The sequence below is a fragment of the Brevibacterium aurantiacum genome (genome assembly GCF_007558825.1).
Classification (GTDB): Bacteria; Actinomycetota; Actinomycetes; order Actinomycetales; family Brevibacteriaceae; genus Brevibacterium; species Brevibacterium aurantiacum_A.
In genome coordinates, this window is sequence record NZ_VLTK01000021.1 from 1 (window position 1) to 16,255 (window position 16,255).

Consider the following 16,255-nt stretch of genomic DNA (forward strand, 5'->3'; position numbering starts at 1 on the left):
GCTGGTCTCCTTTGACAGATCGAGTGATGCCATCATTCCGGTTAACGATCGAGGAGCCAATAACGTTAAGTCGAAGAAGACTACAACGATTCTCAACATATGTCGGATGAATGATCGGCGCACGTCGTATTAATCCCTTCATCGGAAAATACGTGATCAAGGCGGCTGTGGCCGGAATCTCCATAGGCTATGCGATACAACTTCTAACCCAAAGTCCGAGCCGCAATGCCTGGAAACTGGAGTTTCTCTAAAGCCTAGGGTTTCGAAACGTCAACCGAGCCGCAACTATGAGGAACAGTGACTCCGCATGTCCACTTCTGACGGCTGGTTTTGGTGGTGAGTCGAGAAAGATGCAACCAAAAATGGTTGCGACCCATAGTCGAAGAGTGAACTATGCCTGGCCCAGGAATCGTGTTCATAGCTTTTGCCACTGAGGGTGAGCGGCAGAGCGACTTCTTCGAGGAACAGCCGCTGCATCCGCGCGGTCTCTATGATTTCGCCGATATGCCGGTGTCAGTACCATACAACTCTCCATGGAAAATAAGACAAGAACACAGGCTCGTCGCTCAGATGGCGTTCTCGTCCTGGTCGGTGAAAATACGCTGTCTCCTGAAGGACAGGCAAGGGAAATACAATGCGCGAAGGAAGTAGACACGCCGATTCTTGGGATCCAGGCTTACAGGGAAAATCGCACCACGATTTATTGAGCGCCTACAGTTGTCTAGCATGACCAGAACATAGCCGACTGCATTGATTCGGTCTGAGCAGTGCGAAAAGCGCTGTGAGTCGAGGTTGAATTCCGACCAACCTCACCTCGTCAGGGTGCGGTAAACGATGGCTCCGGCCGCAAGGTCATAATGAATCGCAACGCAGATGGGACACACAACTTCGACGTTCTACTCATGATTGGAACAGATGTGTCTACGGTCCTGTTTCGAGCTCATCTGAGAGGCGCCGTCAATGAGTTCTTCGCCGGCGACGAGAAAATTGCCCTCTCCTACTTCGCAGGTCATGACTACATCGACGACTCAGGGGGATGGCTCTGGGGAAGCGACTGCGAGTTTGGCCAGAATGAGTTGGCATCGAGCGACGTGATGAGGATGGCCGACAGGTCAAAAGCAAGGAACGAGATCATCGTACTCGACAGTCGCCACGGTGGCCAGGCGGTTCACGCGTGCAGCGGCGGCTGGATCGTCGACGACCAACCGGACCGTTTGTTCTTGTTGGTCGATGAGGACGGCTATCACATCGAACACTTTCTTCACCGTGGCGCCGTCGAGCGTTTCGGTGGGCTCATCGGCCAAGTGAATGCTTGTCTGAGCCACCGCGCTGCGGGCGACGGCGAGAGACTGACGTTGGCCCCCGGATACCTCAAAGGGAACGTGCAACCGCAGCCCGAAAGTGTTCAGCACATCGGCGGCGGTCGCAACCGCGTCTTTGCCCACAACGTAAGTAGGTCCGGTTCAAAGGCCAGACTGCTTGCCGAGAGACCCGCTTCCCGGCCTCCAAATCAGAATAATGATGAATCGTAGCTCAATGTATAGAGACGGGGACTGCTCTGAGACTAGCGACTGTTCACCTCAGCTCGGCTTTCGAGGACCGTCGACTAACGCGCTACCAAGTCTCGCACTGGCTCGTTGGGCAGCTCCGACGCAGGCGTTAGCGAGTTGATCCAGCCGAACTGGAGAGATTCTGTATCTCGGTGCCGCAACCATCACAGCTGCGGCCACGCGACTCTGGTGGTCGAATACCGGAGCAGCAACGCCGACCTCATCAGGAGCCGACTCTCCGTAGTTGGTCGCGTATCCACGGTTGCGGCATTCAGCCAGTCGGTCCATGTACTGGTCCAAGCCATAAGCGTTCGGTAGTTCAACACGACCATTAGATAGCAGTTTACGGGTTGACGAAAGGTCGTCGAATGCAAGGAAGACTTGAACTGTCGAGTTAAGCGCCGTCGTGTAACGCGTGCCGAGTTCGGAGGTGTGCTTGATGCGGAGTGTCGAGGGGATCTGCTCGATCGAGACCGATTCATATCGATCCCAGATGTTGAGTCCAACGGTCTCATTCGTTTCCTCCGCCAGCTGCTGTAGCAGGGGCTGTCCCACTTTTCTCACGTCGAGATTAGCGAGCAACGGTCCGGCGATGGCAATCAGCCCTGGTCCCAACCTGAACTTACGGGTTTGCGAATCACGTTCGACGACGTGTTCGTGCTCTAGCGTCACAAGAATCCGCGAGACACTTGATTTATGCCGGCCGACTTGCTTGGCGATCTCCGTGACTCCGATGAGCGGACGGTCCACAGTGAAGCAGCGCAGTACTTCCATGATATTGCTGATCACAGAGGGGCCACCCTGATAAGTCGCGCCCTCTTCTACCGAGCCGGAGCCTGGAGACAACGGCCTCTGGCTCGTATTCATCCACACTCAATTCCATCAAATACTGAACAGTTTTCCTTTGTGGTTCATTCTAGTCCAGGTCCTTGCTGATAGTAACCTCAGCAAGGACCTGGCTGAGTGGAAGTTAGGAGCAATGGCGTTCAAGCGTCGATGATGTGATGGTCGGGTCCGAATGGGAAGGCTGTGATGTTCGTGCCTTCATTGGCTCCGACGACGACGATGTCGTGCTCGCGGTAGCCTCCGGCTCCGGGGTCGCCATCCATGATTGTGATCATGGGTTCCATCGACACGACCATGCCAGGTTCGAGCACTGTGTCGACATTCTCCCTTAGCTCCAGGCCGGCTTCCCGTCCGTAATAGTGGGAGAGCACACCGAAGGAGTGACCATATCCGAAGGCGCGGTTCTTAATCAATCCGTGTTCACGATAGATTTCGTTGAGTTCGACCGCGATCTCCTTGCAGATCGCGCCAGGCCTAATCAGCTCGATGCCTCGGCGATGCACCTCGTCATTCACGGTCCACAGCTCCAGTGTGCGATCGTCTGGCTCCCCGAGGAACAGGGTTCGCTCAAGTGCCGTGTAATAGCCCGAGATCATCGGGAAGCAATTAAGCGAGAGCAGATCGCCTTTGCGTAGCCTTCGGGTAGTAGCCCAGTTGTGTGCCCCGTCGGTGTTGATGCCTGATTGCACCCATGCCCAGGTATCGCGGATCTCTCGGTATGGGAAGGTGCGAGCGATTTCGTGCGTCATCACCTCGGTACCGGTGAGAGCGAGTTCGTACTCGGTGACTCCTTCCCGGATCGCATTCTTGATTGCTTCACCACCGCGGTCGGCGATGCGGGCACCGTGGGTGATGAGGTCGATCTCCTCTTGCGACTTGATCATCCGCTGGCGCATAGTGTCTGCAGAAATATCAATGAGAGCGATGTCAGGGAAAGCGGCCTGCAGTTTCGCGCTGTTGATGACCGTCAAATCGTCGTTTTCGACACCAACGCGTGTAGGAGATATCGCTTGACGTCGCAGCGCCTCTTGCATCCCGGCGTATAGATTGTCTGGTTGCCAGTCGGTGTAGACGATGTTGTCGGCGTGACTCGTGCGCCAAGGCATTCCGGCGTCGATGCCAGCAGTAACGGTGATTGCGCTGTCCTGAGTCACGACAAGCGCGTAGTTGCGGCCAAATGCAGTGTAGAGGAAGTCTGAGTAGTACTTAATGTTGTGGTAGCTGGTGAAGATCACCGCATCGAGTTTTTGATGGTGCATTATGTTCCTGAGTCCAGTCAGTCGACGGTTGAACTCGGCATCAGTGAAAGTCAGCGGCTGTTTGCTGCCGTTGCGCATCGTTCGCAGAGGCGGAAGTTCTTCGATCATAGGGGGCGTCGTGGTGGACATGTGGTTCTCCTTGGTAGTGATGGTCATGGGGTCAGGCGAGCGGTTTGCGGCTGGTCTCAGTGGAGAGCGCAACCGCGATGAGTGCGATGGTGGCTGCTGCCATGAGATACCAGCCGGGTGCCAACAAGTTACCCGTAAGGGATATGAGCAAGGTTGCGACGAACGGTGCGGTCCCACCGAAGACTGCATTGGCGGTGTTAAATGACACTGCAAAGCCGGAGTAACGGATTCGCGTTGGGTACATTTCTGCCAGAAAGCTGGCCAGAGTACCGTCGTTAAGGGTGAGCATCGCACCCAGCAGTATCTGGACCAGCACGATGATGAGGAAACTGCCGGTATCCAGCAGCATGAAGGCGGGAACGGTGAACAGGATGAAGACGACTGAGGCACTCATCAGCACCTTCTTACGCCCCAACGATCAGAGAGCATCCCGACGAGGAAGATGAAGCCAATATAGGTGAACAGTGCGACTGTGGTCGCGACGTAGGACGCTGTCTCATCTAGTCCGATCTCCTGCGAGAGGTACGTCGGCATATAACTGAGAACAACGTAGAAGCCGACAGCATTCAGCAGTGTTGCCCCGAGGCCTTTCAGGAGTTGCCGCCAGTAGCCCGTGAAAAGCGACCTCACCGGGGCTTTGATGACTTCGTCACTCTCGGCGAGCTTCTGGAATGCGGGCGAGTCTTCGAGCTTGGTACGGATGTAGCGACCGATCAGCCCCAGTGGCGCAGCGAGCATGAAGGGAATGCGCCAGCCCCAGTCTTGCATCGCCTGCGGCTCGAGTATTCCGGTGAGTGCGGCAGCCATCAGCGATCCGAGAAGCAGCCCTGCCGCTGTGCTGGCGGGCACGACTGCCGCATACAGTCCACGACGATTGGTTGGTGCGTATTCGACCAGGAATGCTGTAGCGCCCGCGTATTCACCGGCCGCTGAGAACCCCTGCACTATTCGCATTAGTAGTAGCAGCACTGGAGCCCAGATTCCTGTTACCCCGTATCCGGGAAGCAAAGAGATGCAGAACGTAGCGCCCGTCATGAGCAGAATCGACCAAGCCAGCGCTTTCCTTCGACCGACACGGTCACCGATATGCCCCCAGATAAAGCCACCAATTGGGCGTGCAACGAAGGATACGGCGAAGAGCGCGAATGTCATGAGCAGGGCTGTTCCTGGCTCAGATTCAGGGAAAAAGACGACGGAGATTGTGACGGCAAGGTAGCCGTACGCCGCATAGTCGAACCATTCCACGAAGTTCCCGATAAAGCTTGCAGCGATAACTCTACGGCGAGTGCGCTTTCCCACTCCGATTGGGTCTGGTCGGCTTTGTCCGCTCAGCGTCGGACCAAGTTCGGTCGCGTTGTTTCGGGTGTCGGTGTTGCTGACAGGGGTCTCGGGAGCGTCGTTGCTCGGCGAGGTGCTGTCGTGGTTCATGAGGCCTCCCAGTCTGGAAACGGAGTTACCTTCATTGCAACCCCGTTGCATTGCAGGTAACTCGACTGAAAGCACAGTGTCAATGATTTTCTTTGTAGAAGTACAGGCGCGAGTCGATCTCGATCGCCAAATCATTGCCTGAAAGCCCGGCCCTGAGACGGTGCTTCCCCAGATGGAAGCCGACCCTCGACAAGTACGGTCAACTGTCGGAACCAACGAGAAACCGCGGCCGCGCCTGTAGCGCGATCCCATCATGGAGAAAGCGGCAGTATCGCGGTAAGGGCCAGGCCTATGAAGATGAGACTTCTCCAGTGTGTATGCGAAAACGACCGATTATGAAAAACTCCTCTTCGACCCAAACTGAAGAGAATCGTCGTATTACATGGATCAGTCGCGACTCTGGGCACGCGTGCTTTACAGCCCTCATCTGGCCCCATGCATAGGTGAGGAGATAGCTAGTAGGTCTCGTGTCCGCGGCCGACCATCGCAGTACCAATTGCGAGCCCCGCGCCAGCCAGACAAATAGCAATCAGTCCGAATATTGCAGACTTTGTGAGGACCTGACCCAGCGCGATGAGGCCTAGAACAGCTCCTGCTACCGGATCCAGAGCAAAAAGCGTACCGACAAGTGCAGACCCACCCCAGCGCAACGCTTTATAGTCGCAGGCGAACGGCAACGCGACTCCGATCGCACCCAGCAGAATCAGCGTCCCACCATGACTCCCGCTGGGGGGAGAATTTCCGACTACGAGAGCCGGCAGCAAGATAACCGCAGAAACACAGACCGCAAGAGATAAATCGCCTAGCCCAGCCTGCGCGTACTGGCCTAACCTATGAGAGAGAAGCGTGTAACCGGCCAGCGAAGCAGCAGCAAAAAGGGCGAGTAGTAACCCAACGACCGACTCCACAGCGCCCTGGTCGGGTCTCGTGATCGCAATGACACCTATCAACGCAAGAACTGGCCACACCAGAAGCTGTGGTCGCCTGAGACTCGCTACTGCCACGATAAAGGGGCCAAGGTAGAACAGCGCGGCCGCAATCCCGAGCGGAAGCCGTTCGACGGCAAAATAGTAGCTCGTGTTCATCACAGCCATTGTTATCCCTAATAGAACGATAAGCACCCATCGTCCTCGACTCCGACCACGCAAATATGGTCGAAAGATAAGCGCCAGAGTCACCGCGCCGATCAATTGCCTCCATGCGGCCACACTGATGGGGCTCATGTCGTCGAAGAGCGTTGTAGCTACCGCCGCTGATCCCTGGATAGCGAAGCATGACACAACGACAACAACAATCGCCGCAAAGGGCCGCGCAGGCTTGATTGGACGCGGCGAGGGGATGAACGGAACTACTCTGCCAGCGTCATCGGGATCATCCATGCGTGCTATCACCTCGCTTCTCCCGGTAACGACGGGCCTTCGCCTGGCCACCACAGAGTCGCATGGAACACCATCGGCCAGTGCCAGGCCGTGATGCATCCCAAAAGACCCATTGGCACTCCGGGTTGGCACATACTTTCAAACGAGCAACCTCACCCGTTCGTGTACCGACGAGCAATTCCAGGCTGAGCCAGCTGGTAAGAGCGTTTGCCCAGCCGCCGTCGGGAACGAATTGCACTCCGTTATCCGACAGCTCCAGAGAGCAAGGTGACGAGAATTCGGGCGGTTCTGTCTCGCTCAGTTCAGGTGGTGGAAGCGTCTTGCTTGAATATGACGAGGTGGCGGGCAGAGTCCAACGCGTCATGCAGCCAAGAGTTGCTCGTAAAGCGGCACGAGCGCTACGTAGCTTTATGAGATCGTCTAGTTGCATCGGATGTGGCCTGGGCGGCAAGAAAAGGTCATACGCATCCGGATCGATCCTTCGCATGCGTGCGTCCGCGTGCCCAATGTCGGCTAGGTCATCGCGGTACCGATAGCAGTCCAAAGTGTTGGCGAACTGCCGAACAAATTCGAGTCCACCGGGGGCCGGAGAGGACGGGTCCCAGTCTGGTATTTCTCGTTGAGTCACCATTTAAATAGTTTAACAGGTGACCGGCATTTGCGTGAGTGTGCGTATGGACGGTATCCAGTTCTCTCAGATAAGCGCACCCCAAACAGGGCCGCTTCGAATCGTCGCGGCTGTGCGACTGGTGCAGGCAGTAACTTGGGTAGACCCACTTGCATCGAAACACAGCGAAAGAAGAGACATCGTGTATATATGTGAGCGTATTTAGCGTGGGACCTCCGTATTGCCGCGAGCGACGGTCCGCTAGGTCTGAACTCACGCCATGGTTCCGAAAAATTACCTCGACCGCCTGTCAACGCAGAATCAGTGTTGACAAGGCACAAGGCCCAGGGTGAAACGCAGAGCCACCACGATGCCTGGTTAAAAGGCCGCCGCTAACCGATGAGACTCACCAATGGAATAGGGTGCGGCGACGGGTGAGGCCTATGGGAGTTTTTGCGACTAAAGATCGTCCTGCTCCACTCCTTTAGTTCATCGCTTCCGAGATCTGCGGGAGCATTTCATCTAGGGCATAATCAAGACTAAGTACAGTGCCCCACGTAAAAGCTCCGGAGACGACCTCATCCTCGACCCAGATGGCGTTTCTGTCTTTCACAACACGAAGATCGTTGTAGAGGCCAAGGTTCTCGACCGTCTTTCTCACTTCGGGGTTAAAGCCGACATTCCAGACCAGCAAATCCTTCGAGATCTCGTCGATCCGTTCATCGGGGACGTAGATTTCACCGGCGTCGTTCGGTGTCAGCTCCGCAACCTGATCGGCAACAGTGAAGCCGAGCTGGGAGAAGAATTGTGCACGTACGTCATTCCCGGTGCGTACGATAGTTTCTCCTGCCTTAAAGCGTTCAGCGACGATCGCCTGCTTGCCTTCAAACTCGGGGTGGTCTTTCGCTGCGTCGGCAAAGGATGCCTCGAGATCGTTCACGAGCTCAAGGGCCTCGTCCTCCCGCCCCAGAGCCTCACCAGTGGCGCGAGTGGCCTCCTGCCACGTAATCGTGAAGTTCGTGTACCCCTTGTCGGGAACGATGACAGGAGCGATTTTGCTGAGCTGACCGAACTGTTCCTTAGTCGTACCGCTATACAAGGAGATGATGAGATCAGGTTCGAGTTCGGCGATCTCTTCGACTGGCGGATTGGAATCGTCGCGGACACCGCCATTGAGAACGGTTGGCTGAACACCCCCTAGTTCGTCCTGTGCCCATGGCCATGTTGCATACTCGTAGTCACCCCACCAAGGACTGACTGCGAGCGGGGCTACCCCAAGCGCCAGCAAGGGGTCTTGATCAGAGAGACCAAGAGTGATGATCTTCTTCGGTTCCTCCTCAATTGTCGTCGAACCGTATGCGTGATCAACGGTGACCGGGAACGACCCATCCGGCGCGCTCCCATCGTCGGTGGTGGTCGCAGACCCTGAGGTGCCGCTCGAGCAGGCTGCGAAGAGCAATGCGAAAGCCGTGATTACGACAAGGCGACTCCCCCGCCTGATGCCGTGTGAAAGCCGGCCAAAATTCTGGTGACTTCGCGACTCGGGACTCATCCGACTGTGGAGACGCATACGAATTTCCTTCTGACGATCGGCATCGGTGAATGTCTTCTGAGGAGACTAAGACTTTCTGAACACAAGTAAGGCTATCCTCATTGATAGCCACGTTCCACTCATTGGAACTGACATAGATAAGTCAAACATGACGCTATAGTGTCATCTATGGCGAATCCAGATGTGGAACACCCGCTCAAGAATCAAGAGGACGAGGACTCGGATCTCAGACATGCTAACGAAGTGACATCGTGGACTTTTTCCGGCGCTGCACATTCGGAGGAGATGTTCGCTCTGCACAGTCACGACAGTGACCAGCTGTATTGGTTTCCCGACGGTGGCATGGACGTTGTGGTCGGAGGTCAACGTTGGCTAGTGCATTGCGATACAGTGCTATGGATCCCAGCAGGTGTCCTTCATTCGAATCGCCTGTTGGGCCCAGGGTCGACTCTAAGTATCTATCTGAACCCGAGGCTGCGTCCCGCTGGGGACCAGTGGTCGCGCCCACGAGCGATCGTCTTCGAGGTCCTGGTTGGTGCAATCATGAGACACGTTGCCGGCCGAAGCCTGAGTTCGGCCCGCCGAGTGGCCTGCTACCGGCTACTCGTTGATCTTCTCGCCGGGTGTGATACTCGTGAGATGACAATGCCGTTACCTCTGCATCCGGTCGCTCGAGCCGTAGCCGAGTCAATCCTGGCGGACCCCAAGAAGGAGACTCTGCTCATCGAATGGGCAAATTTGTATCGGGTCAGTACTCGCACGATCGCTCGGGCATTCGAAGCTCAAACGGGGCACGGATTTGCCTCGTGGCGCAAGCAAACTCGATTGCTGGCGGCGCTTCCAATGCTCATGGATGGACAGCCAGTACATCGAGTAGGAGTACAGGTTGGGTACGGAACAGTCGGGGGGTTTATTACTGCATTCGCTCAAGAATTCGGAGAGACTCCTGCCGTATATGTACGAGACAGGCGACGAGACATCTCCTCAACATAGGGATATGAAGCAATGTGGATCGATCGAGTATTACATATGGCCACTGCCTACATAGGCGCGTCGGTGAACCCGTATTGCGCCTCCCGAGATCAGTCGGCGAGGAACGAAGTTCCTCGGCATCCGCGGTCAGATCGAATTCACCACTGCAGCATCCGCTCGACCGCGGTGATAACAGATGGACGATGCGCCACTAGCCGGTCGCAGCTGCGAGGCTCAACCTCAAGCACTGTCAACCCTTCCGGAGACTGCTCCCCAGGCCTGCGCGAGGGCGTAGACGAAGACGAGAACATCGATTGGCGAAAGTGGATTGGATTCGCCCATGGCACTAGCCAGCGTCTGTTCGCGATGACTGTCAAACGGCTCAGTTGCAGCCTCGGGACATTCAAGCTGGGCCCACATGCTCGGCCGCAGCACTTCGGGGTACCACTGGTGATGATCAAAGACGTCGCCTGCCCAAGCGGTAAGGTCGTCTGGACGAGGTGGCACGTTCTCGGCCATGCAACGAAGCGCTTGCGGGAGAGCCATGTCGAACAAGCTGCTCTTAGTGCCGTAGTAGGCATAAATCAACCGAACGTTGCTCTTCGCACGGGTGGCGATCCGCTCCACGCGCCCGCCAGCGAGGCCATGGGGGCGAACTCGACGGCGGCTGCTACAAGAATTCGTCTTCGTCGATCGATAGTGCGCGCGAGGCGCGTCTTGCCATATCAGCCGAAAGTGGGAGTCGGCTCGCGTCGAAATCCATCTGAACAACGCGGGCGTGAGACTATTCGCCTTGCTAGATGCTGTCACCGTTGACGACTTCAGCACAACTTTCGCTGTAAACGTACGCGGGCCGCTACTCCTCACTCAGTCGCTCCTGCCGCATCGCGTCGACGGCGCCCACGTCATGAATGTCTCTAGCTCGCTGAGCCGGCACCCAAGCCCCGTAACCGCGGTCTACGCCGCGTCGAAGACAGCTCTGGAAGCCATCATTCAAAGACTCGCCCTGGAACTTGGCCCCGGAGGAATTCCGGTGGATTCGGTCGCTCCTGGACCGACCGCCACAGACGACAACGGAGGAGCAATACGCGACGATGCGACCATGCTCGCCCCCTCCCCCAGCAGACGGCGCTCGAACGGGCCAGGCACCCGAACGAGATCGCCGCTGACATCGTCGCGCTCGTCCCACATTCCGGCCCTCGTCCTGGATGCCCTGCAGCTCGGCGCGACCGCTTCCTTCGCAGCCGCCATCGTCGGAATCATTGGAACAGGCTCCCTTACCGCTACGGTTCCGGCCGGGATACTCGTCGACCAGCTCGGCGATTTTCGGGCGATGCTCGTTGCCACGGCCACCGCAGTCGAAGTCCTCGGTAGGATCGTCGCCGCGTTCCTCTGAGACACGTCTGTCTCCCTCATCCTGCGACGTAAGGCCGCAGGTGCTCTACGGCAGCAAAAGGTCAGGTACTCGGTACGAGACTTTGACTCTACTGGTCAACGGATCATGTTCAATCTCAGCGTCGACTTCGTAGACTTCTTTAATTATTTGCGTGGTCAAAATAGCGTGAGGCGAGCCCACGGCGACTGGTCTTCCGTGTTTGAGGATGATCAGTCGGTCGCAGAACATCGCCGCGAGACTCAAGTCGTGCAATGCGACGATGCTCGTCACCTCGAGCCTGGTAATCAGGTGAAGGAGTTCAATCTGGTGCCGAATGTCGAGGTGATTGGTCGGCTCATCCATCAGCAGCTCCTGCGGCTCCTGGGCAAGAGCGCGAGCGATGTGTGCCCGCTGTCGTTCTCCGCCCGAGAGCGAGTGCCAGAAACGGTCGGCCTTGTCGGTCAGCGAAACCTGTTCGAGAGCGTCCGCTATTGCAACCGCATCGGCGGAGGAATTAGACCCCAACAGCCCCCGATAGGGGGTCCTGCCCAGACGCACTACGTCATGGACGGTCATGTCAGTATCGGTATCGGCGTGCTGAGTCACCGATGCAACACGTCGTGCGATATCTCGCCGACCGAGACTACGAATGTCCCTTCCATTGAGCAAAACGGTCCCGAAGTCCGGCTTGGCAGCTGCCTGTAACAGCCGCAAAAGCGATGACTTGCCCGATCCATTCGGCCCCAATAAACCGACTGTCTCCCCCGGCTGAAGTTCCAGGGACACATCATCGACAACGAGCACACCTCCTCGACGCCAGGAGACCCGATCAATGCGAAAAGTCATGAGCGACGTCCCTTTCGAACCAGGAGCAAAACGAACACCGGCACCCCGACAAGTGCTGTGCCCACACCAACTGGAAGCGGTGTCGGAGCAAACGCTACTCGGGAGCCCGCGTCGACCCAGACCATGAATATCGCACCTAAGGTCGCCGTGGCGGGAATGACTCGAGCATGCAGCTGACCGAACACAATGCGTGCGGCATGCGGCAGAACGAGACCGACGAATCCGATCGCTCCCGCGACGCTTACCAACGTCGCAGTTATGAGAGCGGTTAGCACGAGAAGAATGGCCCGAGTGCGAGTGACATGGACTCCCAGGGACGCAGCGACCTCGTCACCGAATGCGAAGGCGTCCAATGAGCGCAGATACAAAAGCGTGACCACCACACCGGCTCCGGTGACCGACCAAGTCAACCCCACATCATCCCAGCGCATTCCTTCCAAGGAACCTAGAAGCCAGAACATCACCCCTCGAGCCTCATCGGAGTCAGCGAATGCGAAGATCACAAGGGAGGTAAGCGCCGAGAACAGCTGAGTACTGGCGACTCCCGAGAGAACGATACTTCCTGTGCCGCTACTCGAATACCGAGCAAGCAGCAGCACTAGTCCGAACGCGACGAGAGCACCAAGGAACGCCCCTCCGGACAGGCCGATAACTGTTCCGCCGAGGCCGAGAACACCGACGAGCACTGCACCAGTGGAAGCCCCAGACGAGACGCCGAGGATAAAAGGGTCAGCCAAAGGATTGCGTAGCAACGACTGGAGAATCGCCCCACATAAGCCAAGGCCCGCTCCGCAAGCCGCCGCGACGAGCGCACGTGGCAAACGCTCCTGCCATACGATCGCGTCCTCAGATACCCGCACTGGGATCTCAGTGACCTGGATGTGGTTGGTAATAATGTCACGTACGTTTACCAGCGACACGTCTGCGCCTCCCAAAGTCATCGCGACTCCGAGCGAACCAAGAAATATGATGACACCCGCGATAGAAAGCCCAGCCATGGCTACCGGTTGACGCACACTATTCTTCCGTAAACGGCTCCCCTGCCAGTCCTCGGATAGAGAGCCTGTAAGGCGGCCTGGACGTGTACCGGTTCCGCTACTCACCAGCCGCGCATCCGTCAGAAGCTTGCGCCCATGCTTGGATCTTCTCCAGCCCATCGACGTAGCGGATCGCAGGGTTCATTTCAGCCCCGTGCAACGAAACGAAGCACTCATTCTGCACAGCGCTGAGAGTGTTCGTTAAGGGATCTGACTTCAAGAACTCAATTTTGTCTTCGAGCCGATCACCTGGGAACCGATCGCGTTGCAGATCTCCGAGCACTACGACCTGCGGATCCTGATCAACGAACGATTCCCATCCCACCGCAGGCCAATCGTCATCGACATCGTCATAGACATTCTCCATTCCTGACATCCTCGCCAGCAAAGATGCGGCCCCGTAGCCCCCAGCAATATACGGCGTCCGAGTGTCGGCGAACCAAAAGGCTACCTTTTTGCCATCAAGATCTACATCGTCGAGAGCTGCCTCACGTCGCTCCTCGAGGTCAGCAACCAGCGCCTCACCTCGACTGGGAACATCAAAGATCGCCGCCATATCACGGATCTCCTGGTACAAAGTCTCGAGAGTCAGAGGCCGCGTCCTCGCCTGCCCGGCGTTGATGCTCCTGCCGCCTTCGCAATCGGTTGGAGAAAGATATGAATCAATACCAGTCTCGTTGAGCCGGTCACGAGAGGCTACCCCGCCCTCAGACTTGTAGTGTCGACCAAATGACGCCGTCACGAAGTCGGGGTCTACATCCAGTAGTACCTCGTAGGTCGGAGCTTCGTTTGCAAGACGGGGAACCTCGTCGTTTGCCTTCTTCAGTGAGGCATAGACCGGATCGGTCCAGGAAGCAGTGCCCACCATTCTATCTTCCAAGCCCAACGACAACAGGATCTCAGTCGAGTTCTGATCCAGGGATACCACCCGCTCCGGGATACCGTCGAAAGTGACCTCGCTCCCGCAATTCTCAACCGTCAGAGGATAGCTCGAAGAACCCTCACCCTGAGCGGCAGCTGGACTTTCCTCAACAACCTCCGATGCACCGCATGCCGATAGCAACATGGCGGCAAGACACACAACCGCCAGACCTGACCGACGTTTTACCGAATAGACGAGCGACACTTCTCTCCAACCTTCCAAGAACAACGGGCACCTAAGGGTAGCCTACCCTCTGTTCGCTGGTCCATTTAATGTTTCCCGAGCATGTAAACCACAGCACGGCGGGAGGGCACATAGCCGCAAGCTTCGAACTTAAATTTGAATGAACATCAGTAGCAGCCCGGATTGATTTGAACCTAGAGCCTTGGTACTCATGATTATCGGCTGACATTGGACCATGCTTGCTATTTGCATTGTTAAGCAGCGGCCGGGGACTTCGCTTCGCGGAGGGTCCCGGCCCTGACCATCGCGAACAACACCCTCAACCGACGACGAGCTAGACACATCGTCGCCGCACTATGACGCTTACCCTCCGCGCGTTTCCGGTCGTAATACGCCTTAGACATTGGATCATCACACGACGGGCCCCACACGGAGTGGAACAACGCGTTCTTCAATCGTTTGTTATCCGACCGCGGGGGAAACCGACCGCGAATCGGCGTCTCCAACCGACGTGTGACCAGAGCAATACCGGCATACGCGGTCAAACGACCAGGAGTCTTGAAACCAGAGAATTCACCTGTTGCCGGGAGGAGCTGTGCAACAGTCATATCGCCGACACTAGGAATCGACGTTAAGACCTGAGTTGAAGGCAGCGAACAGGCGAATTCCTCATATTCTGTCTCGTACTTCTTGCGCTCGGCCGTCAGCGCTTGGCACGATCACTGCCCGCTAGCCAAGAGCTCTGAAGTTCGCACCGATGAGCGCGGACGAGTCCTTGCTGATATGAATATTCGCCCACCGCTTGCCCTCTGACTTACTTGCCGACCACAGCCCGGCTGGCCTCCGTCCATGAACCAACAGATTCAGCTTAGTCAAGACAGTGCCCTTGAAGACGCACTCCAACGCTGGAGGCATGTGCAGAAGCAGCGACCTCGACCTTTTGATCACTCACGTGATGTCATGAGTCATGTCCTCATCCGTTCCGGACAACACTTTGAGACTAGGGCATGCCTCCTTTATCGGCGGAGCCATGTCAGGATCGCGCTGGTCACGACTGCCGCTCGATAGGTGATGGCTACCCCTCGCCATTGCTCGACGTAGGCAAACGAACGTTCCACAACGTTACGGTTCCGATAGGCACCGGCATCGAATACCGGGGGCCGCCCTCCGTTGCTGCCGCGCTTCTTTCGAGTCGCGCCCTGATCTTTGCTCTCCGGGATCACCACCCGATTGCCACGCGAGCGACCAATGCTGTGTCCGGCCGGTTCACATTCAGAATTGGGCAGATTCTTGTAATTCGATGTAGCCCCCTGTGTCTTAGTCAGGGCGCGACGAGTTCGTTGTGTGCTGGTGACCGCGATTGATGGCGCCATCTACGAAGACGTTCCAATCAATGTCACCGGCGGCGTCAGCTTCGGAAAGCACGTGAGCTAGCACCCGGTCCCAGGTCTTATCGGCGGCGTAGCGGCAGTGGCGCTTCCAGACTGCCTGCCAGGGGCCGAAGTGCTCACGGGGTAGGTAGCGCTAGACGATTCCTTCGACGGTTGATTTCAAACGGTCGGGCTCTCTTACCGTTGTTCGAGGGCAGTAGCGGTTCGATTCGTGCCCACTGCTCATCGGTGAAGACTCGGTGTCGTTGATGTGTAGTCACCAATTCAGCGTGTCAGTCCATGGGCCGCACATAAAGGAGACATGCCCTAGCCGACACGCCCGATTCCCGACCCACCGACGTTAATGTGTGGGGCATGGTCCGAGCAATACCGGCGCTGATGGACGCCTACCGGGCATCAGTCTTCGCCTGGCCCGGGTACAGGTCAGCTGCTTTACGCATCACCAACTCACGCAGGTAGGCATTAGCGGTCCTACAATCGCGTACGACAGCAACTGGCAAGACCCCGATCGTGTTGCGCTGATCATTGATAACCAACACAGTTCCATGCTCGTGCTGCAAAGACGTGATGACATCTGCCAATGTTGCTTTGTTTTGAGGGAGTTCATGCCCAAAGACTCACTGGCCATCAGGATCGAGCCCGCACTCATATTATGTGATTTGGCCCAGAACGAGGCCTAACCACACGTCGTATTCGGTGTTAATGACACTTCTACTCGACCATTAGTTCTGTGGTCGTTGGTTGTCATTACACCCGATGTTAGCGCCCACGATATGACG

At 56.7% G+C, this 16,255-nt stretch carries 14 protein-coding genes and 3 pseudogenes; 4 read left to right on the forward strand and 13 right to left on the reverse strand.

What is annotated here, in order from left to right; all coding sequences use genetic code 11:
* Nucleotides 1–533 precede the first annotated feature (533 nt).
* Nucleotides 534–707, forward strand: a complete 174-nt coding sequence (locus FO013_RS22700; RefSeq protein WP_222103695.1) for a hypothetical protein — start codon at nt 534–536, stop codon at nt 705–707.
* A 150-nt stretch (nt 708–857) separates the two neighbouring features.
* A complete protein-coding gene (locus FO013_RS23435) occupies nt 858–1,532 on the forward strand; it encodes a hypothetical protein (protein ID WP_313900600.1) in 675 nt (224 codons plus the stop codon).
* Nucleotides 1,533–1,580: 48 nt separating this feature from the next.
* Here FO013_RS23435 and FO013_RS20795 read toward each other — a convergent pair whose 3' ends face one another.
* The 6 genes and pseudogenes from FO013_RS20795 to FO013_RS20820 form a co-directional block, all read right to left on the reverse strand.
* Complete coding sequence (locus FO013_RS20795; RefSeq protein WP_143924475.1) at nt 1,581–2,417, reverse strand: IclR family transcriptional regulator; 837 nt, start codon at nt 2,415–2,417, stop codon at nt 1,581–1,583.
* 119 nt (nt 2,418–2,536) lie between these two features.
* Nucleotides 2,537–3,784 carry an aminopeptidase P family protein gene (locus FO013_RS20800; protein WP_260848311.1) on the reverse strand — a complete coding sequence of 416 codons (1,248 nt, stop codon included), beginning with the start codon at nt 3,782–3,784 and terminating at the stop codon, nt 2,537–2,539.
* A gap of 31 nt (nt 3,785–3,815) precedes the next feature.
* Nucleotides 3,816–5,212, reverse strand: a pseudogene (locus FO013_RS20805) (MFS transporter).
* Nucleotides 5,213–5,667: 455 nt separating this feature from the next.
* Nucleotides 5,668–6,591 (reverse strand): EamA family transporter, encoded by a 924-nt coding sequence (locus tag FO013_RS20810; RefSeq protein ID WP_186293247.1) that lies wholly within the window; start codon nt 6,589–6,591, stop codon nt 5,668–5,670.
* The gene (locus tag FO013_RS23200) at nt 6,584–7,222 is read right to left on the reverse strand and encodes a CGNR zinc finger domain-containing protein (protein WP_143924478.1); all 639 of its coding nucleotides are present in this window, start codon (nt 7,220–7,222) and stop codon (nt 6,584–6,586) included. Before FO013_RS23200 ends, FO013_RS20810 begins: the two co-directional genes overlap by 8 nt.
* Nucleotides 7,223–7,682: 460 nt before the next feature.
* Nucleotides 7,683–8,657, reverse strand: a complete 975-nt coding sequence (locus tag FO013_RS20820) for an ABC transporter substrate-binding protein (RefSeq protein ID WP_186293249.1) — start codon at nt 8,655–8,657, stop codon at nt 7,683–7,685.
* 738 nt (nt 8,658–9,395) lie between these two features.
* Here FO013_RS20820 and FO013_RS23395 point away from each other — a divergent pair.
* Nucleotides 9,396–9,743: a helix-turn-helix transcriptional regulator gene (locus FO013_RS23395; protein WP_395950095.1), complete on the forward strand. Its 348-nt coding sequence runs from the start codon at nt 9,396–9,398 to the stop codon at nt 9,741–9,743.
* A gap of 219 nt (nt 9,744–9,962) precedes the next feature.
* On the opposite strand, the gene FO013_RS20830 is transcribed toward FO013_RS23395, so the two are convergent.
* The gene (locus FO013_RS20830; protein ID WP_143924481.1) at nt 9,963–10,349 is read right to left on the reverse strand and encodes a hypothetical protein; all 387 of its coding nucleotides are present in this window, start codon (nt 10,347–10,349) and stop codon (nt 9,963–9,965) included.
* Between the two features lie 97 nt (nt 10,350–10,446).
* On the opposite strand from FO013_RS20830, the gene FO013_RS23070 reads away from it, so the two are divergent.
* The gene (locus FO013_RS23070) at nt 10,447–11,118 is read left to right on the forward strand and encodes an SDR family oxidoreductase (RefSeq protein WP_260848313.1); all 672 of its coding nucleotides are present in this window, start codon (nt 10,447–10,449) and stop codon (nt 11,116–11,118) included.
* 45 nt (nt 11,119–11,163) lie between these two features.
* Here FO013_RS23070 and FO013_RS20840 read toward each other — a convergent pair whose 3' ends face one another.
* The 6 genes and pseudogenes from FO013_RS20840 to FO013_RS20865 all read right to left on the reverse strand — a co-directional run.
* Nucleotides 11,164–11,943, reverse strand: a complete 780-nt coding sequence (locus FO013_RS20840) for an ABC transporter ATP-binding protein (protein WP_143924482.1) — start codon at nt 11,941–11,943, stop codon at nt 11,164–11,166.
* Nucleotides 11,940–13,100, reverse strand: coding sequence for a FecCD family ABC transporter permease (locus FO013_RS20845; RefSeq protein WP_313900601.1), 1,161 nt, complete (start codon nt 13,098–13,100; stop codon nt 11,940–11,942). Before FO013_RS20845 ends, FO013_RS20840 begins: the two co-directional genes overlap by 4 nt.
* Nucleotides 13,039–14,106: an ABC transporter substrate-binding protein gene (locus tag FO013_RS20850; protein WP_313900602.1), complete on the reverse strand. Its 1,068-nt coding sequence runs from the start codon at nt 14,104–14,106 to the stop codon at nt 13,039–13,041. Before FO013_RS20850 ends, FO013_RS20845 begins: the two co-directional genes overlap by 62 nt.
* Before the next feature lie 233 nt (nt 14,107–14,339).
* Entirely contained in the window at nt 14,340–14,792 is a 453-nt protein-coding gene (locus tag FO013_RS23400; RefSeq protein ID WP_395950097.1) for a transposase, read from the reverse strand.
* Nucleotides 14,793–15,101: 309 nt separating this feature from the next.
* Nucleotides 15,102–15,739, reverse strand: a pseudogene (locus tag FO013_RS20860) (transposase family protein).
* A gap of 123 nt (nt 15,740–15,862) precedes the next feature.
* Nucleotides 15,863–16,075, reverse strand: a pseudogene (locus FO013_RS20865) (IS110 family transposase); the annotation flags it as partial.
* Nucleotides 16,076–16,255: the final 180 nt, after the last annotated feature.

Bases quoted from the DNA above. Each gene is read 5' to 3' on its own strand.
- FO013_RS22700 (WP_222103695.1), top strand. From the start codon at position 534: ATGGAAAATAAGACAAGAACACAGGCTCGTCGCTCAGATGGCGTTCTC.
- FO013_RS23435 (WP_313900600.1), top strand. From the start codon at position 858: ATGAATCGCAACGCAGATGGGACACACAACTTCGACGTTCTACTCATG.
- FO013_RS20795 (WP_143924475.1), bottom strand. From the start codon at position 2,417: ATGAATACGAGCCAGAGGCCGTTGTCTCCAGGCTCCGGCTCGGTAGAA.
- FO013_RS20800 (WP_260848311.1), bottom strand. From the start codon at position 3,784: ATGTCCACCACGACGCCCCCTATGATCGAAGAACTTCCGCCTCTGCGA.
- FO013_RS20810 (WP_186293247.1), bottom strand. From the start codon at position 6,591: ATGGATGATCCCGATGACGCTGGCAGAGTAGTTCCGTTCATCCCCTCG.
- FO013_RS23200 (WP_143924478.1), bottom strand. From the start codon at position 7,222: ATGGTGACTCAACGAGAAATACCAGACTGGGACCCGTCCTCTCCGGCC.
- FO013_RS23395 (WP_395950095.1), top strand. From the start codon at position 9,396: ATGCCGTTACCTCTGCATCCGGTCGCTCGAGCCGTAGCCGAGTCAATC.
- FO013_RS20840 (WP_143924482.1), bottom strand. From the start codon at position 11,943: ATGACTTTTCGCATTGATCGGGTCTCCTGGCGTCGAGGAGGTGTGCTC.
- FO013_RS20845 (WP_313900601.1), bottom strand. From the start codon at position 13,100: ATGGGCTGGAGAAGATCCAAGCATGGGCGCAAGCTTCTGACGGATGCG.